The sequence below is a fragment of the Curtobacterium sp. MCLR17_032 genome, assembly GCF_003234795.2.
Classification (GTDB): domain Bacteria; phylum Actinomycetota; class Actinomycetes; order Actinomycetales; family Microbacteriaceae; genus Curtobacterium.
Map to the genome: position 1 here is coordinate 3,614,481 of NZ_CP126268.1, position 25,266 is coordinate 3,639,746.

At 71.9% G+C, this 25,266-nt stretch carries 30 protein-coding genes; 14 read left to right on the forward strand and 16 right to left on the reverse strand.

Translation table 11 applies throughout. From position 1 onward, the window contains the following. Window positions 1–303: 303 nt before the first annotated feature. Window positions 304–1,341, reverse strand: coding sequence for a zinc-binding dehydrogenase (locus DEI97_RS17200; RefSeq protein ID WP_111074146.1), 1,038 nt, complete (start codon window positions 1,339–1,341; stop codon window positions 304–306). Between the two features lie 39 nt (window positions 1,342–1,380). Beyond that, a complete protein-coding gene (locus DEI97_RS17205) occupies window positions 1,381–1,944 on the reverse strand; it encodes a TetR/AcrR family transcriptional regulator (protein WP_111074147.1) in 564 nt (187 codons plus the stop codon). A 91-nt stretch (window positions 1,945–2,035) separates the two neighbouring features. Between DEI97_RS17205 and DEI97_RS17210 the strand changes: the two genes are divergently transcribed. Further along, window positions 2,036–3,112 carry a zinc-binding alcohol dehydrogenase family protein gene (locus DEI97_RS17210; RefSeq protein WP_111074148.1) on the forward strand — a complete coding sequence of 359 codons (1,077 nt, stop codon included), beginning with the start codon at window positions 2,036–2,038 and terminating at the stop codon, window positions 3,110–3,112. Then, window positions 3,112–3,798 carry an NAD(P)-dependent oxidoreductase gene (locus tag DEI97_RS17215; protein WP_111074149.1) on the forward strand — a complete coding sequence of 229 codons (687 nt, stop codon included), beginning with the start codon at window positions 3,112–3,114 and terminating at the stop codon, window positions 3,796–3,798. Before DEI97_RS17210 ends, DEI97_RS17215 begins: the two co-directional genes overlap by 1 nt. Here the strand turns inward: DEI97_RS17215 and DEI97_RS17220 are convergent. From DEI97_RS17220 to DEI97_RS17240, 5 genes are all read right to left on the reverse strand, one after another. After that, a complete protein-coding gene (locus DEI97_RS17220; RefSeq protein ID WP_181439166.1) occupies window positions 3,795–3,962 on the reverse strand; it encodes a hypothetical protein in 168 nt (55 codons plus the stop codon). The two genes, DEI97_RS17215 and DEI97_RS17220, sit on opposite strands and share 4 nt — an antisense overlap. Beyond that, entirely contained in the window at window positions 3,955–4,113 is a 159-nt protein-coding gene (locus DEI97_RS17225; protein ID WP_181439167.1) for a hypothetical protein, read from the reverse strand. Before DEI97_RS17225 ends, DEI97_RS17220 begins: the two co-directional genes overlap by 8 nt. A gap of 162 nt (window positions 4,114–4,275) precedes the next feature. Continuing rightward, the gene (locus DEI97_RS17230) at window positions 4,276–4,590 is read right to left on the reverse strand and encodes a DMT family transporter (protein WP_111074150.1); all 315 of its coding nucleotides are present in this window, start codon (window positions 4,588–4,590) and stop codon (window positions 4,276–4,278) included. Beyond that, entirely contained in the window at window positions 4,590–4,937 is a 348-nt protein-coding gene (locus DEI97_RS17235; RefSeq protein WP_111074151.1) for a DMT family transporter, read from the reverse strand. Before DEI97_RS17235 ends, DEI97_RS17230 begins: the two co-directional genes overlap by 1 nt. Then, window positions 4,934–5,548, reverse strand: a complete 615-nt coding sequence (locus DEI97_RS17240) for a TetR/AcrR family transcriptional regulator (RefSeq protein ID WP_111074152.1) — start codon at window positions 5,546–5,548, stop codon at window positions 4,934–4,936. Before DEI97_RS17240 ends, DEI97_RS17235 begins: the two co-directional genes overlap by 4 nt. 150 nt (window positions 5,549–5,698) lie before the next feature. On the opposite strand from DEI97_RS17240, the gene DEI97_RS17245 reads away from it, so the two are divergent. Genes DEI97_RS17245 through DEI97_RS17255 form a run of 3 tightly spaced genes read left to right on the forward strand, consistent with a single transcriptional unit; the run spans window position 5,699 to window position 7,643 of the window. After that, the gene (locus DEI97_RS17245) at window positions 5,699–6,583 is read left to right on the forward strand and encodes an alpha/beta hydrolase (RefSeq protein ID WP_111074153.1); all 885 of its coding nucleotides are present in this window, start codon (window positions 5,699–5,701) and stop codon (window positions 6,581–6,583) included. 44 nt (window positions 6,584–6,627) lie between these two features. Then, a complete protein-coding gene (locus DEI97_RS17250) occupies window positions 6,628–7,122 on the forward strand; it encodes an ASCH domain-containing protein (protein ID WP_111074154.1) in 495 nt (164 codons plus the stop codon). Continuing rightward, window positions 7,119–7,643, forward strand: coding sequence for a hypothetical protein (locus tag DEI97_RS17255; protein ID WP_111074155.1), 525 nt, complete (start codon window positions 7,119–7,121; stop codon window positions 7,641–7,643). The genes DEI97_RS17250 and DEI97_RS17255 overlap by 4 nt, the downstream gene beginning before the upstream one ends. An 80-nt stretch (window positions 7,644–7,723) precedes the next feature. On the opposite strand, the gene DEI97_RS17260 is transcribed toward DEI97_RS17255, so the two are convergent. After that, window positions 7,724–8,926 carry an FAD-binding domain-containing protein gene (locus tag DEI97_RS17260; RefSeq protein WP_111074156.1) on the reverse strand — a complete coding sequence of 401 codons (1,203 nt, stop codon included), beginning with the start codon at window positions 8,924–8,926 and terminating at the stop codon, window positions 7,724–7,726. Between the two features lie 107 nt (window positions 8,927–9,033). On the opposite strand from DEI97_RS17260, the gene DEI97_RS17265 reads away from it, so the two are divergent. From DEI97_RS17265 to DEI97_RS17290, 6 genes are all read left to right on the forward strand, one after another. Beyond that, window positions 9,034–9,990, forward strand: coding sequence for an alpha/beta fold hydrolase (locus DEI97_RS17265; protein ID WP_111074157.1), 957 nt, complete (start codon window positions 9,034–9,036; stop codon window positions 9,988–9,990). Beyond that, entirely contained in the window at window positions 9,987–10,577 is a 591-nt protein-coding gene (locus DEI97_RS17270) for a DUF6518 family protein (RefSeq protein ID WP_111074158.1), read from the forward strand. Before DEI97_RS17265 ends, DEI97_RS17270 begins: the two co-directional genes overlap by 4 nt. Before the next feature lie 25 nt (window positions 10,578–10,602). Continuing rightward, window positions 10,603–11,046, forward strand: a complete 444-nt coding sequence (locus DEI97_RS17275) for a barstar family protein (protein ID WP_111074159.1) — start codon at window positions 10,603–10,605, stop codon at window positions 11,044–11,046. A 108-nt stretch (window positions 11,047–11,154) separates the two neighbouring features. Further along, a complete protein-coding gene (locus DEI97_RS17280; RefSeq protein ID WP_220039177.1) occupies window positions 11,155–12,135 on the forward strand; it encodes a phosphotransferase enzyme family protein in 981 nt (326 codons plus the stop codon). Window positions 12,136–12,293: 158 nt separating this feature from the next. Then, complete coding sequence (locus DEI97_RS17285) at window positions 12,294–12,776, forward strand: hypothetical protein (RefSeq protein ID WP_111074160.1); 483 nt, start codon at window positions 12,294–12,296, stop codon at window positions 12,774–12,776. A 193-nt stretch (window positions 12,777–12,969) separates the two neighbouring features. Further along, a complete protein-coding gene (locus tag DEI97_RS17290) occupies window positions 12,970–14,697 on the forward strand; it encodes a peptidoglycan D,D-transpeptidase FtsI family protein (protein ID WP_284158289.1) in 1,728 nt (575 codons plus the stop codon). Window positions 14,698–14,828: 131 nt separating this feature from the next. Here DEI97_RS17290 and DEI97_RS17295 read toward each other — a convergent pair whose 3' ends face one another. The 5 genes from DEI97_RS17295 to DEI97_RS17315 form a co-directional block, all read right to left on the reverse strand. Beyond that, the gene (locus tag DEI97_RS17295; RefSeq protein WP_111074162.1) at window positions 14,829–15,395 is read right to left on the reverse strand and encodes a GNAT family N-acetyltransferase; all 567 of its coding nucleotides are present in this window, start codon (window positions 15,393–15,395) and stop codon (window positions 14,829–14,831) included. A 25-nt stretch (window positions 15,396–15,420) separates the two neighbouring features. Beyond that, window positions 15,421–16,230 (reverse strand): class I SAM-dependent methyltransferase, encoded by an 810-nt coding sequence (locus DEI97_RS17300; RefSeq protein ID WP_111074163.1) that lies wholly within the window; start codon window positions 16,228–16,230, stop codon window positions 15,421–15,423. After that, window positions 16,227–17,030 (reverse strand): ABC transporter ATP-binding protein, encoded by an 804-nt coding sequence (locus tag DEI97_RS17305; RefSeq protein ID WP_111074164.1) that lies wholly within the window; start codon window positions 17,028–17,030, stop codon window positions 16,227–16,229. Before DEI97_RS17305 ends, DEI97_RS17300 begins: the two co-directional genes overlap by 4 nt. Continuing rightward, window positions 17,027–17,986: an ABC transporter substrate-binding protein gene (locus DEI97_RS17310; protein WP_181439168.1), complete on the reverse strand. Its 960-nt coding sequence runs from the start codon at window positions 17,984–17,986 to the stop codon at window positions 17,027–17,029. The genes DEI97_RS17305 and DEI97_RS17310 overlap by 4 nt, the downstream gene beginning before the upstream one ends. 148 nt (window positions 17,987–18,134) lie before the next feature. Then, on the reverse strand, window positions 18,135–19,241 hold the full coding sequence (locus DEI97_RS17315) for a FecCD family ABC transporter permease (protein ID WP_284158290.1): 1,107 nt from the start codon (window positions 19,239–19,241) through the stop codon (window positions 18,135–18,137). 222 nt (window positions 19,242–19,463) lie between these two features. Here DEI97_RS17315 and DEI97_RS17320 point away from each other — a divergent pair, with 222 nt between their 5' ends. Continuing rightward, window positions 19,464–20,261: a helix-turn-helix transcriptional regulator gene (locus tag DEI97_RS17320; RefSeq protein ID WP_284158291.1), complete on the forward strand. Its 798-nt coding sequence runs from the start codon at window positions 19,464–19,466 to the stop codon at window positions 20,259–20,261. 56 nt (window positions 20,262–20,317) lie between these two features. On the opposite strand, the gene DEI97_RS17325 is transcribed toward DEI97_RS17320, so the two are convergent. The 3 genes from DEI97_RS17325 to DEI97_RS17335 all read right to left on the reverse strand — a co-directional run bounded on the left by DEI97_RS17325 (window position 20,318) and on the right by DEI97_RS17335 (window position 23,549). Beyond that, a complete protein-coding gene (locus tag DEI97_RS17325; protein WP_111076501.1) occupies window positions 20,318–21,640 on the reverse strand; it encodes an extracellular solute-binding protein in 1,323 nt (440 codons plus the stop codon). 137 nt (window positions 21,641–21,777) lie between these two features. Beyond that, window positions 21,778–22,608 (reverse strand): carbohydrate ABC transporter permease, encoded by an 831-nt coding sequence (locus DEI97_RS17330; protein ID WP_111076309.1) that lies wholly within the window; start codon window positions 22,606–22,608, stop codon window positions 21,778–21,780. Further along, window positions 22,608–23,549 (reverse strand): carbohydrate ABC transporter permease, encoded by a 942-nt coding sequence (locus DEI97_RS17335; RefSeq protein WP_111076308.1) that lies wholly within the window; start codon window positions 23,547–23,549, stop codon window positions 22,608–22,610. The genes DEI97_RS17330 and DEI97_RS17335 overlap by 1 nt, the downstream gene beginning before the upstream one ends. 230 nt (window positions 23,550–23,779) lie before the next feature. Between DEI97_RS17335 and DEI97_RS17340 the strand changes: the two genes are divergently transcribed. Together DEI97_RS17340 and DEI97_RS17345 are read left to right on the forward strand one after the other, a co-directional pair. Then, window positions 23,780–24,622, forward strand: coding sequence for an inositol monophosphatase family protein (locus DEI97_RS17340; RefSeq protein WP_111076307.1), 843 nt, complete (start codon window positions 23,780–23,782; stop codon window positions 24,620–24,622). A gap of 149 nt (window positions 24,623–24,771) precedes the next feature. Next, window positions 24,772–25,131 (forward strand): hypothetical protein, encoded by a 360-nt coding sequence (locus DEI97_RS17345; RefSeq protein WP_111076306.1) that lies wholly within the window; start codon window positions 24,772–24,774, stop codon window positions 25,129–25,131. The last annotated feature ends 135 nt before the right edge of the window (window positions 25,132–25,266 follow it).

The following is a 25,266-nucleotide window of genomic DNA, read 5'->3' on the forward strand; positions in this document are numbered from 1 at the left end:
CGGGTGCGCAGCCGGTGAGGAGCACGACCACGAGGGCCGCGACGAGGGCCGCGACCGCGGGTCCGACGACCCGCCGTGACGGTGTCACCGCCGCGCACCGCTCTGCCCGGTGGACGCACCGTCTGCAGAACGCGTCGCCCTGATCAGCGCCCCCGCTGCAGCGTCGTCGAATTCGACCCCCATGCTCGGCATCGTAACCACGTTGCCCGGACAGCGGTCCGGCGAGATGCTCGCGGCCGACGGTTCGACGGACGGGAGGCCCGTGCCCGGCTGGTCCGGTGCCTCCCGTCCGCCTCGGGCCGACTACAGGACGACGACCGTCGTCCCCGCGGACGTCGCCGGCCGGTCCATCGCCTCGAGCGCTGCCGGCGCCTGGTCGAGCGGGATGGTCCGGCCGACGAGCGGAGCAGGGTCGAGCCGGCCGTCGGCGATCTCGGCGAGCATCGCCGGGTACTCGTGCGCGGACATCCCGTGGCTGCCGAGCAGTTCGAGCTCGAGTCCGATGACCCGGCCGAGGTCGACCTGCGGGGTGGCGTCCGCCCCCGCCAGGAGTCCGACCTGCACGTGCCGACCACCCGGGCGGAGCGCGGCGATGCCCTGGCGGACGAGGGCGGCGCGTCCGAGCGCCTCGATGACGACGTGGGCGCCGCCGTCCGTGGCGACCCGGATCCGCTCGTCGACGTCATCGGACCGTGCGTCGACCGTGGTGGTGGCGCCGAGTGTCCGAGCGAGGGCGAGCGCCTCGGCGGAGACGTCGACCGCGACGACCCGGGCACCGCGCGAGACCGCGACGACGATCGCCGACAGCCCGACTCCTCCGCAGCCGAAGACGACCACGTGCTCCCCCGCCGCAGTCCGTGCACGGTTGACGACGGCCCGGTAGGCGGTGGCGAAGCGGCAGCCGAGCCCGGCGGCCGTGGCGTCGTCGATGGCGTCGGGCACGGCGACCAGGTTGGTGTCGGCGTGGTGCACGACGACCTGTTCGGCGAAGGACCCGGGCCGGTCGAAGCCGGGCTGGGTCTGGTTCGGGCAGATGCTCTGGCGCCCGGCGATGCACGTCGGGCAGGTGCCGCACGCGTTGACGAACGGTGCGGTCACGCGGGTGCCGGGCCGCCACTGCCGGACCTGGTCGCCGACGCGCTCGACGACGCCGACGAACTCGTGGCCGGGGACGTGCGGCAGCGCGACGGTGTCGTCGTGGCCGTGCCAGGCGTGCCAGTCGCTGCGGCAGACGCCGGTGGCGACGACCCGGACGACGGCGGCGTGCGGTGGGCACGCGGGCTCCGGCACGTCGGTGACGACGGGCGTCGCGGAGAAGGAGTCGAAGGTGACGGCGCGCATGTGCCCGATCCTGCCACCCGGGCAGTCCGGGCCCGACGATCAGGGCCGGGCGGCGAGGGGCAGCGCGGCGAGGACCTCGTCGATCGTCGCCGACATCGAGCGGGACTCCGGCTCCGCACCGGCCCACGTGTCCAGCGCCACCTGGAACACGAGCACGCCGAACTCGGCCAGGACGGCGGCCTGCAGCGGCGTCTCGCCCCGTTCGACGAAGGCGCCCCGGGCAGCGCGGACCAGGTCGGCGCGCTTCCGGGCGTCGCGGTCGCGCAGTTCGTCGTTGCTCTCGACGATCCGACGCCAGGCCGCGGTCTGGGCGTGGTTGTCGTCGAACCGGGCGGCGGCGACCTGGTGCAGCACGCGGCGGATGACCTCGACCGGCTCGACGTCGGCCGGGGCCTCGGCGATGAGCCGTGCGGCGGTGGTGGGGATCTCGTCGCCGGCGAAGACGACCTCGCGCTTGTCGGCGAAGTGCCGGAAGAACGTCCGGGTGGTCAGGCCGGCACGTGCGGTGATCTGCGGCACGGTCGTGGCCGCGAAGCCCTGCTCGGCGAAGAGTTCGAAGGCCGCGCGCTCGAGTCGTCCTCGTGCATCGGGAGCCCATCGCATCGGTCGATCGTACCTGATGACACGACGTGCCATGAGGGCATACGATGACATCACGTGTCATCACGCTGGCACCGAGGAACGAGGAACCGAAATGACCGCCGCCGACCCCATCACCACCCCGCCGAACGAAGCACTGTTCCTGCTCGGCCCGCGCGGCCCCTTCGAGGTCCGCCCGACCGCGATGCCCACCCCCGGCGCCGGCGAACTCGTCGTCCGGGTCCGCGCGGTCGCGGTGAACCCCGTCGACGCCATCACCGGCCCGCTCCGCCGCCTCGTCTCGCCGTGGGTGCGGTTCCCGACCGTCCTCGGCAGCGACGTCGCCGGCGAGGTCGTCGCGGTCGGCCCCGACGTCACGGACCTCCGGGTCGGCGACCGGGTGACCGCGTTCGCCGCCGGACAGGAGAAGGCGCGGAACCGCCCGTCCGAAGGCGGGTTCCAGCGGTACGTGACGGTCCTCGAACGCGTCACCACGCGCCTCCCGGCCGACGTCGCGTTCGACCGTGCCGCGGTCCTGCCGCTGGCACTCGCCACGGCCGCCGCCGGCCTGTACGAGGCGGACCAGCTCGGCCTGCCGTTCCCGACGGTCGGGGCGTCCCACGCGGACGAGGTCGTCCTGGTCTGGGGCGCATCGACGAGCGTCGGCATGAACGCCGTCCAGCTCGCCCGCGCCAGCGGCTACACGGTGGTCGCGACGGCCGGACGGACGAACCACGACCTGGTGCGCGCCCTGGGCGCCGAGGCCGTCGTCGACTACCGCGACGCCGACGTCGACCGTCAGGTCGTCGCGGCACTCGGCGGACGGCGCCTCGTCGGCACCGTCGCGATCGGCAAGGGCTCCCTCGGACACGCCCTGCGCATCGCGCGCTCCGCCCCCGGCACGAAGCGGATCGCATCCGCCTACCCCGACCCGGTGACCAGCATGCGCTCGCGCATCGAACGACTCCGCGGCATGCACGTCACCGCGATCTGGGGCGGCACCCCCGTCGTCTCCCCGGTCGGACCGGCGGTCTTCCGCGACTTCCTGCCCGCGGCCCTGGCCGACGGACGGTTCCGCCCGGCACCCGAGCCGACGGTCGTCGGCCACGGACTGGAGGCCCTCCCCACCGCCCTGCAGACCCTCCGGAACGGCGTCTCGGCGACCAAGATCGTCGTCGGGATGGACGCCTGATGCCGTCGCAGCGCACGATCCTGGTGTTCGGCGGGACCGGACAGACCGGCCGCCACCTCACCGACCTCGCCCTCGCGGCCGGACACCGCGTCCGCGTCCTCGCCCGCACGCCCGCGAAGGCCGGACCCACACGTGCCGGACTCGAGGTACGGCAGGGATCCGTGACCGACGAGCTCGACCTCGACGGGCTGCTCGACGGTGTCGACGCGGTGGTCTCGCTGCTCGGAGACGTGCAGGCGCAGCGGACCGCGATGGTGAACACGGCGTTCGTCCGACGCCTGGTGCCCGCGATGCGCCGGACCGGGGTGCGCCGGTTCCTGTACCAGGCAGGTGCCCTCAGTGCACCGCCGCACGCACGGTTGACGCCGACGCTCTGGGCGATCCGGAACACCGTCGCCCGCAGCTACGACGGCCAGCACCGGGACAACGAGGCGGTGATGCGGTACCTGGCCGACGAGGCGATGGACCTCGAGTGGATGGTGCACCGCGCCGGCATCGGGTCGGACGGCCCCTCGAAGGGCGTGCTCGAACGGACCGAGGGGACGCCGGGCATCGGGACGTTCGGGGACTGCGCCGCGTACGACCTGCGGCTGCTGGACGACCCGACGGCGGTGCACACGATGAGCCTCAGCGCGTACCGGAAGACCGGCCGGCGGGCAGGGGGCGTCGCGCGGGACCGCAGCTAGCGGAGCCGCGGTTCGGCGCGGAAGAAGTCGGAGTACCGCGGCTCTCCCGGCTCCCAGAGCCGCGAGGTCACGATGGCCGCCAGGTCCTCCGGCGGGGTCAGGCCGTGCCGCCGCCACTGCGCCGGATCGGCCCGGGTGGCGCTGATCGCGTGCCGGTCAGCCACGGGCACCGTCCCGCCGGTCGTCGTGGTGCAGGGTCTCGCGCGGGGGCACGGGCGGCCGTCGGCACCGGCCCAGGCTGATCGACCGGGTCGGCGGCAGGGAGACGTCGGCGGGGTCGATCCGGGTCGCGATCGGGGTGATGGTGGTGAACACGGGCGTCCCTCCCGGGGATCGGTGGAGCGCCCGACCGGTGGGATCTGGACGCTGATGTTTCAACGTCCTCATGTGTACGACATGCAGACTGATATGGCAATGAACCGGTTCGGAACAGCCCGACACTCCCGACCAGCACCCTCCGGATCAGCACCCTCCGCCTCAGTGCCCGAGCTCGACGAGCAGCACCCCCACGATGATGAGTCCGATCCCGGCGAGCATCAGCCGGGTCAGCGGCTCGCGGAACAGCACGCGCCCGAGCACCGCCGTCAGCGCCACCCCGGTCGCCGCCCAGATGCCGTAGGCGACCCCGATCGGCAACCCCAGGGTCAGGGCGACCGCGAGCAGGCTGAACGCGACGACGTACCCGGCCACGACCGGGACGTAGTAGCGCTTCTTGCCGTCAGTGGCGAGTTTCAGGCTGATCGTCGCGGCAACCTCGGAGACGATCGCGATCGTCAGCAGGACCCATCCCATCAGTGCGCCTCCCGCTTCCGTGCGGCCAGCGCCCGCTGCGAGCCGAGCTCGACGAGCAGCACCCCGACGGCGATGAGCGTGATGCCGATCCCCATCACGAGGGTGAGCGCCTGCCCGAACAGCACCGCCGCCAGCACCGCGGTCAGGGCGACCCCGGACGCTCCCCAGATGCCGTACGCGACCCCGATGCCCATCCCGCGGCGGAGGACCAGGACCAGCATCCCGAACGCCACCAGGTACCCGACGACGACGAGCGCGTACCAACCGGCGTGCTCGACGGCGGCCTGCAGCGCCAGGGAGGCGGTGACCTCGGCGACGATCGCGGAGGCCAGGAACACCCACTTCACGATGCGCTGCCGTCCACGAGGGTGGCGGTCGTCCGGGCCGCGAGCGCGATGGTCGCGGCGGCAGCGGCGTCGTCGCGGTCCTGCAGCCAGGCGGTGCTGACGCCGTCGGCGAGCGCCACGAGCAGACGGGCCACGGTCTCCGGGGGTGCGGTCCACCGGAAGCGCCGGTCGTCGGTCCACGCCTCCAGGTGGGCACGCACGGCGGCCACATAGGCGCGCTGCTCCCAGTCGGCGACGTCCTGGAGGCCCGGGTCACGTCGTGCGAGGGCGAACAGCTCCACGAGGGCGAGCGCGGTCGCGGGGTCGGCGCGGGTCGTGTCGAGGTGGGCGGTGAGGCCGGCGGTGATCCGGGCCTCCGGGGCGAGTGCGGCGGTGTCGGTGGCGAAGGCGGCGGCCATCGCGGTGCGGAGTTGGCGTTCCAGGACGGCACGGAAGAGCGCTGGCTTCGTGGCGAAGCAGTAGTGGAAGGCGCCGTGCGGCAGCCCGGCGCGACTGGTGACGGCGCGGGTGGTGACGGCGGCGACGCCCTCGTCGCGCAGAACGGCGAGCGCGGCGTCGACGAGCTGGTCACGGCGTTCCTCGACGCTGCGGTGCTCCTGGGTGGTGGTCATGCTGCGACCGTAGCGCCGAACTTGGCCAAGTGGCCGAGTCTCCCAGCGTCTTCCGGGCTGATCGGGTGCTGAAGGGTTGCGCAGCGTGTCGCGAGGGCTTCCCCAGTGCTCCCTGGGAACGTCGTCGCACCACAACGGAAGAGGGGTCCGATGACCGCACTGTCGCGACGCACGCTGCTCATCGGCGGCGGGTCGGTGGTCCTGGCGGCCGCGGCCGGCGCCGTCCTGGTCGAACAGCGCGTGCTGCCCGGACGGTCCGCGGCGGAACGGCTGCTCGGCATGACCGGACCGGCGGGCGTCGTCCCCTCCACCGCACCCGGTCGGCGCCTCGAAGGCTCGTTCACCTCGGCTGCCCGCGGCGGCGCTGAGACCGGGTGGACGATCAGCTACCCGCCCGGCTCCCGCGAAGGTGACCCGCTGCCGGTCGTCGTGTCCCTGCACGGGTACGGCGGCGACCACCGCAGCAGCTTCGACCACGGCATGCACCTCGACCGGTTCCAGGCGGCAGGCCGGGCAGCGGGCGAGCCGGCGGTCGCGATCGCCTCGGTCGACGGCGGCAACGACTACTGGCACCCCCGGGCCTCCGGCCGGGACCCGCACCGGATGCTCGTCGACGAGTTCCTGCCCCTGCTGCACGACCACGGGTTGGACGTCGGACGGCTCGGGCTGTTCGGCTGGTCGATGGGGGCGTACGGGGCACTCCTGGTCGGCAGCACGCTGGGGCCCGAGCGGGTCCGGGCCGTCGCAGCGAGTTCGGTGGCGCTCTGGCCGACCCCGCAGCGCGCAGCCTCGGGGGCGTTCGACAGCGCCGCGGACTTCGCCCAGCACGACCTGACCACACGGACCGCGGCGCTCGGAGCCCTGCACACCCGGATCACCTGTGGCACCGCGGACGCCTTCTGCCCGGGCGACGAGCAGCTCGTGCACCGGATCACGCCGGCGCCCACGTCGAGCTTCACCCTGGGCGCACACGACTGGTCGTACTGGCGGCGTGTGGCTCCGGAGCAGCTGCGGTTCCTCGCGGCCGCGCTCTGAGGGGTTCTGGCACCGACCGAGTCGACACCGCTAGGGTCGGCGCCATGGACGCAGTGTCGCCTGCCGTGGCCGCCTTCTGGGCCGCCCGCCGTCTGGAGTCCCGGGACCTGCCCGTGGAGGTCCCTCTTGCCTGGGGCTTCGGCGCGACACCCGAGCACGCCGACGAGCTGCTCGCGTTGGTCCTGAACGGCGTGAAGGACGGCACGGCGTCGTCGCTCTGGGACTACGAGGCGACCGCGGAACCCCTGCCCGAGGTCGGCGAACACAGCGTGGTCCTCGACGGCACCGGGCAGCCTCGCGCGGTCATCGTGACGACGGACGTCCGGACCGTGCCGTTCGACCGGGTCGACCCCGAGCACGCCCGAGCCGAGGGTGAGGGCGACCGGACGCTGGCGTACTGGCGGGCCTCGCACGAACGGTACTGGCGGGAGCACTCCGAGGACCCGCGGGGCTGGGCGCCGGACATGCCCGTCGTCTGCGAGCGCTTCCGGCTGGTCTGGCCGACCCCGAGCGACGAGCCGACCCGGAGCGAGTCGTGACCCGGCTCCGGCGCCACACCCTCGTCGCAGCGGCGCTGGTCACAGCGGGCCTGGTGTCCGTCACCGCCTGCGCGTCCGGGTCGAGCGGCTCGAGGGCGCGGATGTACGACTCGGTCAGCAGCATGGCCGACAGCAGCTCCCTCGTCGTCACCGGCACCGTCGACGAGCAACGGGTCGCGAACGACGTCGCGAGCGCCGGCCCCACCACACTGTCCACCGTCCGGGTCGTGGACACCGCCAAGACCGACGCCGACCACCCGGCGGCATCCACGGTCATCGTCCGCCAGCACGGCACCGCGGGGTCGTCGCACCCGGGGATGCTCCTCCGGCAGGGCACCACCTACCTGCTCTACCTGGCCCCGTCCGCACTCGCGGGAGACCTGGCCGAGCAGTTCTTCGTCACGGGCGGAGCCGCCGGTGTGTACGTCGCCGAGGACGGTCGGACCGACTTCCGCCGGGGCATGGACGAGGGCGACGACCTCCCCGCCCGCCTCAGCCTCGCCGACGCCCTGCACGACTGACCCGCCGCGACACGACCGGGGCGAGACGGACGGGAGGCGCGGTGCCAGCTGGCACCGCGCCTCCCGTCCGTGGGCCGGACTCAGCCCGCCACGAGCTGACGGACCAGCGCCGGGATGCGCTCACGGAACGGGAAGAACCCGCGGGACGCGAAGGGCCACGACGCGCTGTCCCAGCGGCGACGGACGGTGACGAGGGCGACACCCTCCGCCGCGAGGGCGGCACGCAGCGCGCCGAGCCGCTCGTGGACCGGCCCGACGGGTGCGTAGGGCACCACCACGGTGTCGAGCTGCTCGGACTCCGCCCACCGCAGGACCGTCGACGGCAGCGTGTCGGCCAGCACCTGCGCCGGACGGCCGGTGGCGTCCGGCGTCCGGCCGGCGGCGTCGTCGACGGCGGTGGCCGTGAAGGCCTCGACGAGGTCCGAGACCACGAACGGGGACCGTGCGCCGGGGTCCGCGGCGACCGCCGTCGCCACCGGGGCGGTCAGCTGGGGGTGCTCGGCGAGCAAGCTCGATGCCTCGAGGTCCTCCTCGTGCAGCAGCAGACCGACCCGGTCGCCGATCACGCCCACGACATCGTCGGACTCGATCGGTGTGCGTGGTGGCAGCGGCTCCTCGGCGAGCGCCCGGGCCGTCGTCGCGAGTCCGGTCGGCGAGAACCGCCCGTCCGTGTACCGCGCGATGTTCGACGCTGTCGCCAGGTAGGTCTTGCCGCGGGTCTGGAGCCCTGCCACCCACCGCCAGGACAGCGTGTTGGAAGCGGCGTCGCCGTCGAGCAGGTGCCGGTGGAAGAAGTCGGCACCGAGCTGCCACGGCAGGCCGAGCGTGAAGACCCAGATGCTCGCGAACCACATGCGTGTGTGGTTGTGCAGGTAGCCCGTTTCGATGAGCTCCCGTGCCCAGGCGTCCATCGCGTCGATGCCGGTCCGGCCGTGCACCGCGTCGTCGTGGCCCTCCGGCAGGGTCCCGGTCGCGAACTCGTCGACCGCACGCCGGTACCGGCGCCACACCTCGGGGTTCTGCTCGAGCCAGCCCTTCCAGTACGTGCGCCAGAAGACCTCCTGCACGAACTTCTCGGCGGCCGGCAGGCTGTGGCGGTCGAGGACGGCTGCGACGACCTCGTGCTCGGTCACCAGGCGGTGGCGCACGTACGGCGACAGGCCCGAGACGTTGTCCCGCGATGCGCCGAGGTCCGCGTTCCGGTCGCGGGCGTAGTCACGGCCGGCGCGGGGGACGAACTCGTCGAGGGCGTCGAGGCCGGCAGCTCTGGTGGGGATGAACACCCCCTGATCATGCTGGCGACCCCCGACGGTACGGCGGGGCGCAGCGCGTTCCGCGCCACGGGCCGACCGAGGCCCTGTACGGCTGATCCGGCCACTACCGTCGACTCATGGCCTACCCGAGGACCGGACCCACCGCCTCCGGGATGCTCGACGTCGGCGACGGCACGTCCCTGTACTGGGAGGAGTCCGGCGCCCCCGACGGCATCCCCGCCCTCTGGCTGCACGGCGGCCCCGGCGGCTCGATCGGCAGCGGCTGGTACCGGACGCACTTCGACCCCACCCGGTACCGCCTGATCGGCATCGACCAGCGCGGCAGCGGCCGGAGCCGCCCCCTCGTCACCGAGTCCCGCGACCGGCTCGCCGCCCACACCACGCAGCGGCTGATCGCCGACATCGAGGCGGTCCGGCAGCACCTGGACATCGAGGACTGGGTCGTCGCCGGGATCTCGTGGGGAACGACGCTCGCCCTCGCGTACGCGCAGCAGCACCCCGCACGGGTCCGAGCGCTGGCCCTCATGGCCGTCACGACGACGAGCCGCGACGAGGTCGACTGGATCACCGAAGGTGTGGGACGCGTGTTCCCGGCGGAGTGGGAGGCGTTCGAGCAAGCCAGCCAGCGCCTCCCGGGTGAGCGCGTGGTCGACGCGTACGCGCGTCGCCTGGCGGGCTCCGACCGGGAGGCCCGTGCGGACGCCGCGCAGGCCTGGGACCGGTGGGAGAACGTCCACGTCTCCCTCGACGACCCCGCGCTCCGCGAGCGCGGCCACCTGGGTCCGGAGCTGCGCGAGGGCTTCGCCACCCTCGTCACGCACTACTGGGCGCACGACGGGTTCCTGCCGGGCGACCAGGCCGTGCTCGCACGTCTGGACCGGATCGCGCACGTCCCGACGGCGCTCATGCACGGACGGCGGGACATCAGCGGACCCGCCGTCACGGCCTGGCGTGTGCACCGCGGGTTGCCGGCGAGCACGCTCACCATCGTCGAGGACGAGGGGCACGGCGGGCCCGGCGGGAGTGCGGCGCTGACGGCGGCGCTCGACGGGTTCGCGGGGTCCGGCTCGTGACAGACCTCCGGGTGATCTCGGGGCGCTCCGTGGTTCCCCGGCTGATCGCGCTGGTGCTCGCCGCTGCCGTGGTCGGCGTGGGGTTCCAGGTGCTCAAGGGGGACGGCACGGACGCGCTGCGGTACGTGCTCGGCAACCTCGCGGCGCCGTGGCTCGTGATCCCGTTCGTCGGCGATCGCGCGGTCCGGTCGCCCGCACGTGGCGCCCTGGTGGGTGCGGTGCTCGCCATCGTCAGCCTGATGGCCTTCTACGCGGCACTCGAGGCCCGCACGCACTCCCTGTCGGTCCATGTCACCTCGAACTACCTGCTGTTCTGCACCGCGGGAGCCGTGGCAGGAGCGGTGGTCGGCTGCATCGCCTCACTCAGTCGCCGGTCGGAGCTCTGGTGGCTCACGCTCTGCCTGCCCGCGCTGTTCGTCCTCGAACCGGTCGCGGCGTTCGGGGTCGCGTTCAGTGGTGGTCGGACCCCGACGAACGACGTCGTGTGGGCTGTGGAACTCGCGCTCGGGATCATCGGTGTGGCGTTCATCTGCAGGCGTCGTTCCCGGAGCGCTCGATCGCCGTCATCAGCGTTGCCGCTGTCCTGACCTCGTCTCGCACTAGGGTGCGAGCGTGCCGGCATTCTCCACTGACGACGTCCTCGGCAACAGGCTGGACTTCGAGATCGCTCGCGACGGCTTCGTCCGCGAGCTTCGAGACGCTGCCGTGTTGCGCAACGCCGAGACGTGGCTTCGACGCGAGGGCTACCGGGTCGTCGAGATGGACGCCGGGGCGTGGGGTGACGACGAGCAGATGCACCTGGACTTCGCGAAGGGCCTCCAGTTCCCGCCCCACTTCGGGCAGAACCTGGACGCGCTCGACGACTGCATGTCGGACGTGGCCGAGGCGGACTACGGGTGGGACGCATCCGAGACCGGCCTCGTGCTGGTCCTCTCCGGCTTCGACCGTTTCGCTCGACGGCTCCCTCGGACCGCCGACCACGTGCAGCACATCCTGCGGCGGCAGGGACGGTACGCAGCACTCTTCGGGAACCGGCTCCTCACGATCCTGGCCTGACGAGACTCGGCTTCCAGGACGCCGAGAAAGGCGATGATGGCCGCCGGTGCGAGGCAGGATCGGCGGGGGTGTCGGGCTCGGCGCTCGACGGTTGATGCAGGGGGATCGATGACGATCGAGATGTTGTGGGAGCAGGACGACCCGGACGAGGTGCTGCGGAACCGTTTCGGCTTCGCGGACACCGCGTCGGTGGCCGACTGGGTGACCGCAGCGGTCGAACGCCACTGGGGTGTTCGTGTCGGTCCGCCGGAGCGGGTGGTGATCAGCGACGGCAACGCCCTTGCATGGATTCGCAGCGCTGACCAACGTCTCCTGCTCAAGTGGTCGGTCGTCCCCGACCGGTTCCCACGGCTCGCGCTCGCCGCTGAGCTCACCGCTCGGCTCGGAGCACAGGGATTGCCGGTGTCTGCTCCGGTGACGACGCTCGCGGGTGGCGTCCAGGTGGCGGACGCCGGCGTCTCGATGGGTCTGCAACGCGTCATCGAAGGAGCGCACCTCGATGTCGAGGACGCCGATCAGGTCCGTGCAGCGGGGGCGACACTCGCTCGACTGCACGACGCGTTGCGCTCGAGCCCAGTGAGCGACCTGCAACACGAGGTCCTGTCCCCGCCGGCACCGCTCACCGCGCAGATCTCGGGCTGGCTCGCCTCCGAGTCGTCCACGCTGTCCCCACGGGCCCGCGACGTCTTCAGGCAGCTGCTCGATCGGATGCCACCGGAGCTCCCGCCCGTGCAGATCGTGCACGGCGACTACCGCGCCGCGAACATCCTGTGCGCCGGTACCGAGGTCGTCGGCGTCCTCGACTTCGAGGAACTCCGACGTGACCATCGCATCGTGGAACTCGCTCGATCAGCGGTCATGCTCGGCACGCTCTTCCGGGACTGGGGACCGGTCGGTGTGTCCGTGCGGGAGCAGTTCCTCGACGGGTACCGAGCGGTCCACGCCATGACGAACGAGGAACTCCGTTGGTGGCCGGTCCTGGTGTGCTGGTTCTCCCTGGCCCTCGTGCCCCCGGGCGATGACCCCAACGGGTGGGGTCCAGCAGCGACCGAGCAGCTCGAGCACGCAGCGGCACAGCTGCGCGGCTGAGCCCGTCCGACATCCGCCCAGGCGTCCGGCCCCTCGGATCGCCGTTCGCGTCACACTGGGGTGTGCGTTTCGACACTGTCCTCGTTCCGGCTGACGCGCCGGTCCTCCAGTCCGAGATCGCTGCGCTCCGACGTCCCGCCAGACGACTCGCTCGCGGCATGACGATGACGCGAGGCGGCTCGGCGCAGCCCCGTCAGTTCCAGGTCGTCATCGACGAGTGCGACCGTAGCTGGACGTTCGACCACGAGGGCGACCGCCACCGTGACCACTACGCGGAGGGTGTCCTCGACTCCGTCGACGGAGCGGTCGAGGTCAGCTTCGCCCGGAGCGGCGCGGTGGCTCCTCCCGTCCGGCTCCTCACACCGGAGCTCCTCTTGCTGTGGGGATCACCCGGGAGCTTCGCGCCGATCCTGGTCCAACGGGTTCACGGGCACTGGCTGCTCGTGACGTTCGAGCATGAGCGCGATCCAGCTGACCGCGTGACGATGGTCGTGGACGAGCGAGACGGCATCGCATACCGCTCGTACGGCACCGGCGAGATCACGGTGCTCACGGACGTTCGGGTGATGGAGGACGACGAGCCGGTGCCGCCGCGCCCACGGTTCTCTCGGTTGAGGGAGTGGCCGGTCCTCGAGTACTGACGGCCGCGTCGTCGTCTCACGCTCCGATCGGCGATCAAGCCGCCCGCGTTGTTGGTGTGACCTGCGTGCGTCGTCTGCGCGAAAGGTGCTCTGTGCCCCAGCATGGGGACGCCTCAGCTTTGCCGGGGCGGGACCAAGAGGGGGACTCTTGCCAGATCTTCGACGGCGAACCGGCATGAGGTACACCGTGGCGATGGTGACGGTCATCGCGCTCGTCGTGGTGTTCGTCGTCCGGCTGGTGGACATCCAGGTCGTGCACGCGTCGGCGCTCCACAGGCAGGCGGAGCTGAAGCGCAGCATCCCCGTGACGGTCTACGGGGAACGAGGCGCGATCGTCGACAGATCCGGAGTCGAACTCGCGGACAGTGTCACCCGGTACGACATCACCACCGCGCCGGCGCTGGTGAAGGGGTTCCGGGGGAAGTTCGGCGGGACGCGGTTGCAGAAGGTCAGCGTCAGCGATGCGCTCGAGGCGGTTTCGCGGGTTTCCGGAGCATCGGTGGAGTCGATGCGCACGGCGATCGCTGCCGACCCGAAGTCGAACTTCGCGTACCTCGCGAAGGGGTTGGACACAGAGCACTTCGAGAAGTTGCGGCGATTGGAGATCCCGTGGATCTACCCGCAACCGCAGTCAGCGCGGACGTACCCGACCGGCGCAACCGCGGGGAACCTCACCGGGTTCATGGGCACCGACGGACCTCAGGCTGGGTTGGAACTCGCCTACGACCGGTGCTTGGCCGGGACGAACGGGGCGCAGACCTACGAACGAGGTGCTGACGGTGTGCAGCTGCCGGGGTCGACGGTGACGACGAAGCAGGCGAAGGACGGCGGCACGCTCCTCACCACGATCGACAGCGACCTGCAGTACATGGCCGAACAGGACGTCGCGGCTGCAGCGAAGGACATCGGCGCCGTGTCCGCGACTGCCACGGTCACCAAGGCCAAGACCGGCGAGGTACTGGCCGTCGCTGACTACCCGACAGTCGACCCCAACGACGTCGACGCAACGCATGACAAGGGCGCTTACGGTTCGCGGGCACTCACGGACACCTACGAACCGGGATCGACCATCAAGGCCGCGATCGCAGCGGCACTCATCGACCAGGGCAGAGCGACCCCGACCACACAGGCCACCGTGCCGTACTCCCGGACGTTCCCCTGGGGCGGACGGATCAGTGATGCTGAGCTGCATCCGACGGAGCAGTTGACGCTGACCGGCATCCTCCGCGACTCGTCGAACGTCGGGATCACTGGTCTCGGGGAAGCGTTGACCGCACAGCAACGCTACGACTACATGCGCAAGTTCGGTCTGTTCGAGCCGCAGTCGGCGATCACCTACGGCGGCCAGCCAGGCATGGACTACCCCGCGTCGCCGAATTGGGACTCGCAGACCAACATCAACTCGATGTTCGGGCAGGGCATCTCCACGACTGCCATGCAGGTGGCCAGCATCTACCAGACCCTCGGCAACGGCGGTGTCCGTATCCCTCTGCACTTCGTCGCCGGGTGCCGACTGGCTGACGGCTCCACGATCGACGCCCCCGACATCACGGGTCAACGCGTCGTCTCGACCGCTGCCGCCGATCAGGTCGTCCAGATGCTGCAGAGCGTCGTCAAGGGCGGAACGCTCGTCGGGATGCAGCCGATATCCGGGTACAACGTCGCAGCCAAGACCGGCACTGCTGAAGTCGCGAACGGTGCCGCTGGCTACGGTGCAGACCGGATCATCTCCGTGGCCGGTATGGCTCCTGCGGAAGACCCGAAGTACGTGGTCACCGTGACGTTCACGAAGCCGGGACCGGGCCACAAGTTCTCCAGCTCCGCGGCTCCCGCTTTCCGGACCCTGATGTCCCAGGTCCTGGAGAAGTACCGTGTCGCCCCGTCGACCTCCGAAGCGAAGCTCTACCCAGCGACCTGGTGAGCAGCCCTGGTCGAGCGTCAGGTCCTCACAGCTCGACCTCTGGCGGTCAACGCGAGCAGTCCTGAGGCTCCGAGGACGAGGAGGCCCGCGACGCCGACAGCCCACCCGAAGTTGCCGCACGACGGTCGTCGTCAGGCATCGCTCCCGCGGCGCTCGACCGCGTACTTGAAGCCGACGTGGCTGGCGACGAAGCCGAGTCGCTCGTAGAACCGGTGGGCGTCGACCCGAGCGGCGTCCGAGGTCAGCTGCACGAGTGACACGGCGAGCGCCGGCGCCGCCTGGTCGGTGACCCAGCGCATCAGTGCCGTGCCGACCCCGGCCGAACGCTGCTCGCTCGCGACCCGGACGGACTCGACGAGCAGGCGCGCGCTCCCCCGACGCGACAGTCCGGGGATCAGCGTGAGCTGCAGGGTGCCGACGACGACGCCGTCCGCGTCCTCCGCGACGACGAGGTCGTTGCCGGGGTCGGCCGCGATCTGCCGGAACGCTTCCGAGTGCGCGAGGAGCGCCTCCCGGCCGAACGTTCCGGACGCACTGGACGCACCGGACGCACCGGACGCACCGTCGCGCGCGGCGCTGATCGGGTCGTCGGTCAGGAGGCGCAGGACCGTCCCGAGGTCGTCGAGCGTCGCGCGACGGATCACCACCACCGCACTCCGGGTGGGGACGGTGACGGGGAGGTCGAGGCGCGAGATCACACCCCATCATCTCGCGCCTCGACCATCAGCGGACGCCGTACACGACGCGGTCGTCGAGGTACTGCCAGACCGTGCCGACCTCTGCGAAGCCCGCACTGCGGAGCGACTCGACGTGGAACCCGGGCGTCACCTTCGGCGGCGCCTCGTGCAGTTCCGCGCCCCACACGGTGTCGCGCCGCGCGAGGGCCTCGGCGTAGCGGGGCGTCTCCGCCACCGCGGCCCACCAGGCGTCCCACGTGTCCGCGCCGCTCGCGAAGCCCTCGCGCTGGGTCGCCGCGTCGTCGTCCGCGGCGATGGCAGCCATCGTGCTCTCGTCCCGTTGGTACGACAGGTGGTCGCCGTTGAGCAGGATGCCGCCGGGGCGCAGGAGGTCCGCGGTGCGTCGGAGGACGTCGACGAGGGTCCCCGGCTGGAGCCAGTGCAGAGCGGTGGAGCTGACGACGGCGTCGAACGGCGCGTCGGCGATGGCCGGGTGTTCGGCCCAGTGCGGGTCGGCGAGGTCGACCTCGGCGATCACGAGCCGAGGGTCGGCGGCGGCGAGGTCCGCGGCGATCGCGAGGAGGGCCGGGTCCTTGTCGGCGACCACTGCCGTGGCGCCGGGGACGGCGGCGAGCACTGCTTCCGCGAGCGAGCCGGTGCCACCCGCCAGGTCGAGGACCCGCGGGGCGGACGTGTCCGCGCAGACGGCCGCGACCACGCGGGCGATCGTGGCGAAGCGTTCCGCCCGGTGCCGGATGTAGGCGGTCTGCTGGGCGTCCCACCGGGTCGCCAGGTCGCGTGCCCGCGCCGTGTCGTCCGGGGTGGCCGTCAGAGTGGTGGTCGTGGTGTCGGTCATGCGGTGGGTCCTTCCGGAGGGGCCGAGGGGACGGCCGGTGAGGTGGGCAGGCGGAACGTGAGGTGGAGGTCGCCGTCGGGGTCGTCCCGGCGAGTGGTCTGGACGTCGTACACGGCGTCCAGGAGCGCGGGGCGGAGGACGTCGGCGGGCGGCCCGGCACCGACGACGCGGCCCGCAGCGAGGACGACCAGGTGGTCGCAGACGCGTGCGGCGACCTCGAGGTCGTGCAGGACGACGACGACCGTCGGGGCGATGCGCGGCAGGAGTTCGAGGACCTCGAGCCGGTGCCGCAGGTCGAGGTGGTTGGTCGGTTCGTCGAGGAGGACGTGGTCGGCTCCGTGGGCGATCGCGCGTGCGAGACCGACCCGCTGCAGTTCGCCGCCCGACAGCGCGGCCAACGGATCGCCGGCTCGGTGTGCCAGCGCGACCGCGTCGAGGGCTGCGGCGACCCGCGCATCGGATCCCGCGCCTCCGCGGTCCAGCAGGCTGGCTCGGGCGAGGCCGCCGAGCGCGACCTCGTCCGCCACGGTGAGCGCCGGGTCCGGGTCGAGCCGCTGCGCCACGCTCGCGACGCGTTGGGCGATCCACCGGCGTGAGCGGTGTCGGACGTCCTGCCCGTCGATCTCCACACGGCCGTCGTCGACCGGCACGGCTCGGAGCAGTGCGCGGAGCAGCGTCGTCTTGCCACTGCCGTTGGGCCCCACGATCGCCGTCACGGAGCCGGTCGGCGCCCTGAGGTCGACACCGTGGAGCAGCACCCGGCGCCCGGCACGGACGGTGACGGCGTGCGCCTCGATCACCCGAGCGCGTCGAGCTGCCGGGCGAGCTCGGCCGGCCCGGCCACCGACAGGGTCGAGGGCGGGTCGGTGAAGGGGAAGCGGAGCGCGACGACCCGGTGGTGTCGGACCGCGGAGAGTCCGGAGACGCCGGGTGCCGTGCGGAAGCTGTCGATGGTGTCCTGCGCCGTCCCGCTCGAGTAGAGCAACACGATCGTCGACGGGTCGCGGGAGATGATGTCCTCCACGTTGGCGTCGAAGACCCGCTGCTTCGCGTCCGCGTAGACGTTGTGGAGCCCCACCGCGTGGAACACCGGCGTGACCATGCTCGGTCCGCCGTAGGGCGAGAGGACGCCCCCGCCGGACGACACGTACAGGGCGGCAGCGGTCCCGCGGTCGGTGGCGGCGGACTGCTTCGACAAGGTGGCGCGTCCGGCCTGGACCGCGTCCTCGGCCAGCGCCCGCTGCCCGAGGACCGTGCCGAGCGTCCGCAGTTCGCTCCAGACCCGGCCGAACGTCGCCGTGCGGCTCAGCTCGGGCCCGGGGTCCGTGCAGTACGCCGAGGGTGTGTAGAGCGGGATGCCGGCGGCCTGCAGTGCGTCCCGGTCGACGGCGTTCGCGGGGGCGATCACCAGGTCGGGCTTCGCTCCGAGGAGGCTCTCCTGCGACACGACGGACCCGCCGGTCGATGTCTGCTTCGTGGACAGCACGTGCAGGCGGGCGAGGTCGCGGTAGGTCTGCTTCGCGTACAGGTCCGGGGCGAGCGGTGCGGTGATGCCGACGATCCGGTCGACGGCATGGAGCGCCTCGAGGTTCGGGAGTTCGTCGTTGTTGACGAGCACGATGCGGCGCGGGGCGGCGGTGATCGTCACCGGGGTGCCGCAGTTCTCGATCGTGACCGGGAAGTGCGCAGCGCCGTTCGGGCTCGTGGTCGGTTCGGTGGCGCTGGACGATGCCGCGCAGCCGCTCAGGCTGACCACGGCGGCGGTCGCGAGCAGACCGATCGCCGTCAGGACCGGGGTGGACCGGGGCCGGGTGGAGGACCGGCGCCGGGTTCGGGTTCGGGTTCGGGTTCGGGTTCGGGTTCGCAAGGGGGTCTCCAAAGGGGGTCGACCGTGGGGTTGGCGGTCAGGGGGTGGACGTGGGGGCGGTGCGGCGGAGGAGGACCAGGAGGAACGGCGCACCGAGCACACCGGTCACGACCCCGACGGGGATCTCCTGGGGCGCGAAGACGGTGCGCGCGACCGTGTCCGCGACGACGAGCAGGACCGCGCCGAGCAACGCCGACACCGGCAGGACCGCCCGGTGTCGGCCGCCGACGAGCCGACGTGCCAGGTGCGGCACGACGAGCCCGATGAACCCGACACCGCCGACCGCGGCGACGATGACGCCGACCATGGCGGAGACACCGACCATCAAGGCCAGCCGTGCGCGTTCGGGGTCGATGCCCGCGGACCGCGCGGAGTCGTCACCGGACGCGAGCGCGTCGATGAACGGTGCGATGACGACGAGCGCGACGAGTCCGAGACCGGCTGACACTGCTGCGGCGGCGAGTGCGACCGGCTGCACCGACCCCAGCGAGCCCAGCAGCCAGAACAGGACGGAGCGGGCGGCCTCCGGGGAGTCGCTCCAGAAGACCAGGAAGCTCGTCGCCGCGTTGAGGGCGTACCCGACGGCGAGCCCGGCGAGCACGAGCCGGATCGGACCGCGACGGCTGGCGGTCCCGGCCAGGGCCACGACCAGCAGCACGGCGCCGATCGCCCCGGCCAGCGCCGCGCCGGAGAAGAGGAGCGCGCCGCCTCCGCCGATGACCAGGACCACGAGTGCGACGCCGGTGCTGGCGCCGGAGTTGATGCCGAGCAGGTACGGGTCGGCCAGACCGTTCCGGACGAGGGCCTGCAGGACCGCTCCCCCGGCGGCCAGTACGGCGCCGGCGATGATCCCCATCGCGACCCGAGGTGCCCGCGTGCCCCAGACGATCTGGTCGGCGGACGCGGACCAGTCACCGGATCGGACGCCGCTGACGTGGTCGACCACGATGCCGATGACCTGGGTCGGAGCGATCGACACCGGACCGGTCATCATCGCGGCGACGGCGACGACGGCGAGCACCGCCACGAGCAGGGTGATCCGGGCCGCTGCGCGACGACGCGATCGGTGCATCAGGAGCACGACGGCGTCGGCCGGGAGCGTCGCCGAGGACGTCGGGCGGACCGCCGGCAGCGACTCGGACATGGGTCTCCTTGATGAGAACGGATCTCATTAGTACCAGATCCGGGCGCAGGAGACACAACCGCGTCGTCGAGCCGGACATGGCCAGGACGAGAGCGGAGGGGGTCGCGCGCCCGCCACTGGCCCCGATCACGGGCCACTCCCCCCGATGGACGACTCCGACTCCAGGGGGATTCCACCCCTGACCCGGCCCACGAGGCGACCACGGGTCCTACCGTGATCAACATGCCGAAACTGCTGCAGGCCTCCATCGTGCCGGCCGTCGCCCTGGCCATCCTCGCCGCCTGGGTCGCGACGCAACACGGCCAGTTCACCGTGGACGTCCCTCTGCGGGAGGACACCTTCGCCACGAACCCGTACGCGGTCCTGGTGATGGTCGGGTACGCCGCGGCACTCGGCATGGCGCGCCTGCGGCCGACCTGGGCCGTCGTCGGCACGGTGCTGCTGGTGACCCTGCAACTGCTCTTCTGGCCGGCCCGGTTCAGCCAGGCGAGCTGGGTCGGCTACCTGGTCCTCCTGCCGCTTCCCGCGCTCGTCGCGCGGTCGGCTGACCCCGCCCACCGGCGTCGGCTGCTCGCCGGCGTCCTGGCTGCTGCGGTCGGTGTCGGCGCGCTGCTGACCGTCCCGACGGTCTCGCTGTCCGGCCGGTGGGGCACGGTCAACGGCCTCCCGTGGGGTGGCCGGATCGCCAGTGACATCGCGGCGTGGGTCGTCGTGTCGGTCGCGGCCGCAGCGCTGTCCTGGAGGATCGGCGCACGTCGACCGGACACCGCACCGGTCCCGATCACCCCGGTGACGCACCATGCGGTGGTCGCGACACTGTCGACGCGTGAGCGCGAGATCTTCCGGCTCCTCGCCGACGGCTGTTCCAACGCCGACATCGCGCGGCAGGCGTACATCAGCGAGGCGACCGTGAAGACCCACGTCGGCAACATCCTGAGCAAGCTCGACCTCGGGTCACGCAACGAGGTGATCGCGTTCGCGTACCGGAACGGTCTGATGGCGCCGGAAGGCGCGCAGTAGCGGACGGGAGGCACGGTGCGGGCCCGCACCGTGCCTCCCGTCCGCGACGGTTCAGCTCACTTGCCGGCAGCCGCGTTGTAGTCCGCGATCTGCGCGGACGCCTGCTTCTCGGCGGTCCGCATGGTGGCGCGCACGTCCGCCCCCTCGACCACCCGGTTGAACGCGCCGATGACGGTCGCGCGGACGGTCGGGAACGCGCCGGTCACGCAGCCCGCCGCTGCGGTGCTCGACGGGTCGGCCGCCAGCTGCCGGTACATGGCCGCGACGTTCGGGTCGGCGAGGGACTGCTTGCCGACGCTGGTCGACGCCGCCCCGGTGTCCATCGCCAGGTAGCCGGTCGCCTTCGCCCACTTCGCCTGCACCTCGGGCGTCTGCAGCCACTTCGCGAAGTCGTACGAGGCACGCTGCTCCGCGGTCGAGTGCCCCTTGCCGGAGATCCAGAGCGCGTTGCCGCCGATGACCTGGCCAGCGTCCTTCGACGAGGCGGTGGTGGGGAAGGTCGTGACGACGGACTTCGAGCCGTCCGGGTCGACGGTCGTGTACGCACCGGACGAGGTCATCAGCATGCCGACCTTGCCGCTGGCGAAGGCGGAGTTCATGGCGGCGGAGTCGGTGCCCGGGTTCAGCGCGACGCCGTCCTGGTACAGCGACTGCAGCCGGGTCATGAAGCCGACCTGGGTGTCGGAGGTCAGGCTGACCCCGTCGACCTTCGTGGACCCGCGGCCGTTGTCCGGCGAGCAGAAGGGCTTGCCGCCGGAGGCGGAGAGCTCCTCGAGCATCCACGAGTCGGCCATGTTCATGCTGAAGCCGTAGGCGCCGGTCGCCTTGTGGATCGCCTCGGCCCAGGTCGCGACCTGGTCGAGGGTCTTCGGCGGGGACTTCGGGTCGAGTCCGGCCCGCTCGACGAGCGCCTTGTCGAGGTACAGGACGGGGACGGACACCGAGAACGGCATCGCTGCCAGTCCGTCCTTCCCGCTGTAGTAGCGCTCGGCGGCCGGGGCCATCGACGAGGTGTCGACCTTGCCGAGGGTGGTGGGGGCGACGGTCTGGCCGGAGTCCATCATGAAGCCGGTCGACACGTCGTTCATCATGAGCAGGTCCGGCGTCGACGAGGACTGCACGGCGGCGGTGTACTTCGTCTGCACCGCGGCGTAGTCACCCTGGTACGAGGCCTTGACGGTGGCGTGGTCGGCGTTGTGCGCGTTGTACTCGGACACCAGGGAGCCGAGTTCGGTGGCGGCGGGGCCGGCCATGGCGTGCCAGAAGTCGACGGTGACGGGACCGGACGAGGCGGCGGTGCCGGAGGCGGAGCACCCGGCGAGCGCCAGCACGGTGGCGGCGCCGAGGACGAGTGCGGCGGTGGAGCGTCGAGACGACATGGTGCTGCTTCCTGTTCGGGGTGAGGGTGGGAGCTGGGGCGGGGCGGGAGACGGGAGGGACGGACGGTCACGTGAGCGCGTCGGCGGTCACCGCTGCGCGGTGGCCGTGCAGGGCGCCGGTCACTGCAGTGCGCCGGTCACTTCAGGGCGCCGGCGGTCAGGCCACCGGCCAGGAACCGCTGGGCGACGAGGACCAGGACGAGCACCGGCAGGGTGACCATCGCGGCGCCGGCCAGGACGACACCGACGTCGGACGCCTGGGCGTCGGCGAGTTGGGCGATGCCGACCTGCACGGTCCGGTTCTCCGGCGAGTTCGTGACGAGCAGCGGCCAGAAGAACCCGTTCCACGCGGCCGTGGCGCTGACGAGGGTGACGGACACCAGGGTCGGCCGGGTGATCGGCAGCAGCATCGACCGGATGAACCGGAAGTGGCCGGCACCGTCGAGCACCGCGGCTTCGCGCAGTTCGTCGGGGAAGCTCAGGAACGCCTGCCGGAACAGGAAGATCGTCAGCGCCGAGGCGACGAACGGCAGGAACACCACGAGCAGGGTGTCGATGATGTGCCACGAGGAGACGGTCAGGTAGTTCGCGATCAGGGTCGTCTCGCCGGGGATCATCATGCTGGCGAGCAGGACGAGGAACAGCGCCCGGGTGCCGCGGAGTCGGCAGAACACCAGCGCGTAGGCGGTCATGATGCCGATCACGACCTGCAGCACCGTCTGGCAGAACGTCACCAGCACGCTGTTGAGGAACTGACGTCCGAGCGGCACGACCTGGGTCGCACGGACCAGGTTGTCGAGCGTCAGGTGGACGGGCAGCAGGCCGGGCAGCCCCTGGTCGAGGTACTCGTTCGGGGTCAGGGCGCCCTCGAACACGTAGTACAGCGGGAAGCACACGACCACGACGGCGGCGATCAGCCAGGCGTAGACGAGGGCGCTGCGGAAGCGCCGGGCGGTGACGGGTCGCATCAGTAGTTCACCCGCTTCTCGAGCACACCGAACTGCACGAGGGACAGCCCGAGGACGAGCAGGAACAGCACGACGCCGAGCGCTGCCGCCAGCCCGAAGTTCGCGCTCGCCGAGCCGAACGCCTGCTGGTAGATCGCGTAGACGAGCGTGCGGGAGGAGTCGGCCGGGCCTCCCGAGGTGAGGATCTGGATCTGACCGAACGTGGTGAGCGCCTCGACGGTGCCGGTGACCACGACGAAGAACAGGGTCGGCGTGACCAGTGGCAGCGACACCGACCAGAAGGTGCGGACCGGGCCCGCGCCGTCGAGTTGCGCGGCCTCGACGACCTGCGGGTCGATCGCCCCGAAGGCCCCGACGAGCAGCAGCACGGTGAACCCGAGCGAGCCCCAGACGGTGACGAGGACGACGCTCGCCAGCGCCCAGTGCGTGTCCGTCAGCCACGGGATCCCCTGGCCGCCGAACTGCCGGATCACGGTGTTCACCAGGCCGGTGCCGGGGGCGAGCATCGTCGCGAAGGCGACCGACCCCGCTGACACGGACACGACCATCGGCGAGGTGAGCAGAGCCCGGAAGACCGGCATCCCGCGCAGCTTCGCGGTGAGCGGTACGACGATGAGCAGTCCGAACACGATGCGGCCGGCGACCACGCCGACGCAGAACAGCGCCGTGTTGAGCATGGTCCGGGCGAAGGCCGGGTCGGTGAAGGTCCGGACGTAGTTCTGCAGGCCGACCGATCCGGCGGGCTGGCCGAAGATGTCGGTGCCCTGCGTGCTGAGGACGATGACGCGGACGAGCGGGTAGAAGACGAACACGCCGAACACGACCGACGCCGGCAGGAGCAGGGCCATGCCGACGCGGCGGTCGGACCGCAGCCAGGACCGGGTCGTCCTGGCGGGGCGGGCGGGACCGGCGAGCAGGCCGGGCCGGACGGACACCGTCATGTCGAGCAACCTTCGGGTAGGGAACGTTCCCTATCCGGGAACGGTGTCCACTGTGCGGGCGGTCGGAGGAGCCGGTCAAGCGACGTCAGCGACCCGCCGCCGTCCGTTCACACCGCGTTCAACGGACGAACCACGACGGCGGTCGACGCACCCCCGGTGTTCACCTCCGGTTCGGCTCGGAGCACCGCGTGGTTCCCCGTCCAGGACCGGCCACGTCGTAGACCGGTCCCATGTCGTCGCCCGCCACGCCCGCCGTCTCCCCCACCCCCGCCGCGCTCCGTGCCGCCGCCGAGGCCGCCTGCCGCACGGTCGCACCGCAGCTGCTCGAGGCGTTCCGGTCGGACATGGCGATCGCCACGAAGCGTGACGCCCACGACGTCGTCACGGTGCACGACCGTGCCGCGGAGGAGACCATCACCACCGCGCTGACCAGGGCGTTCCCCGGCTCGGTGGTGCTCGGGGAGGAGGGCGGCAGCACCGGTGACGCGTCCCTCCGGTGGATCGTGGACCCGATCGACGGCACCGCGAACTTCGCCCGGGGGCTGGCCTACTGGTGCGTCTCGATCGCCGCCGAGGTCGACGGGGTCGTCCTCGCCGGCGCCGTGTACGACCCGGTCGCCGACCACCTGTTCGCCGCCGACGACACCGGCGCGGCCCTGGACGGCGCACCGATCCGGTCCGTGTCCCTGCCCGAGGACGCCGCGACCGTGCTGACGAGCTTCCCGGTGCAGCAGGACCTGGAACTCCTCGGCGAGGAGGCTGCACTCGCCCTGGTCCGTGACCTCACGCTCCGGTACCGGCACCACCACAGCACCGGCAGCGGTGCGCTGAACCTCGCGCACGTGGCCGCCGGCTGGTCGGACGTCACGATGGGCTTCGCCACCCACCCGTGGGACGTCGCCGCGGGTGCGCTGGTGCTCGAGCGGGCCGGCGGTTGGTTCCGCGGGTTCACCTCCGGCGTCGCGACCGACCCGGCACACCGGGCCGAGGACTACGTGGCTGCCGGCGGTGGCGTCGACCACCGGGCCCTGGTCGAGCAGGTGCAGCAGCTCTCGAGCACGATCACGGCCTGACGCGAGTGGTCCGTCACCACGTTGCCCGAACGGGCGAGGGACCGCACCGTGGGTCCATGCGTCGCACAGGACTCCGCGATCACGCGTGCTCCGCCGTCGGCGCAGTTCAGGGATGACTCGGGGTGCGCCTTGATCTCGACATGCCGTCCATGACCCCTGGCGAACGACGCGCCTCCGCGGACGCGTTCCTCGTGCACCTGCAGCACCTGTTCGCGACCGACACCGACTGGAACGACGGCACGGAATGGGTCGCGGGTCGCGCCCTGACCGACGACGTCGCGGTCGTGCTCTACCGCGACCGCCCAGGAGGCCCGGTCCTCGGCCGCCGCTACGACCTGGCCGCCGAGCGCACGCTGTTCACGGACGACAGCGCCGAAGCGATCGCCGGCGAGGCCTGGACGGGCGACTTCGTCGACCCGTCCGGACCGGGTGCGCTCCTCCCGGTGGACTGGGCCGACGGGCTCTGCGACGACCCACGGAGCGTGCAGTGGATCGGAGTCCGGCGCTGAGGCACAGTTCCGAGTCCGGGACCGCTTCCGTCCAGCGCCCGCACCAGCCGCGTTGCGCACGACGCCCGCCCGCTCCGTGCCGGACGAGCCGTATCCTGACTCCCTGGTCGCCGTCGCCGCTGCAGGGCCCCGCCA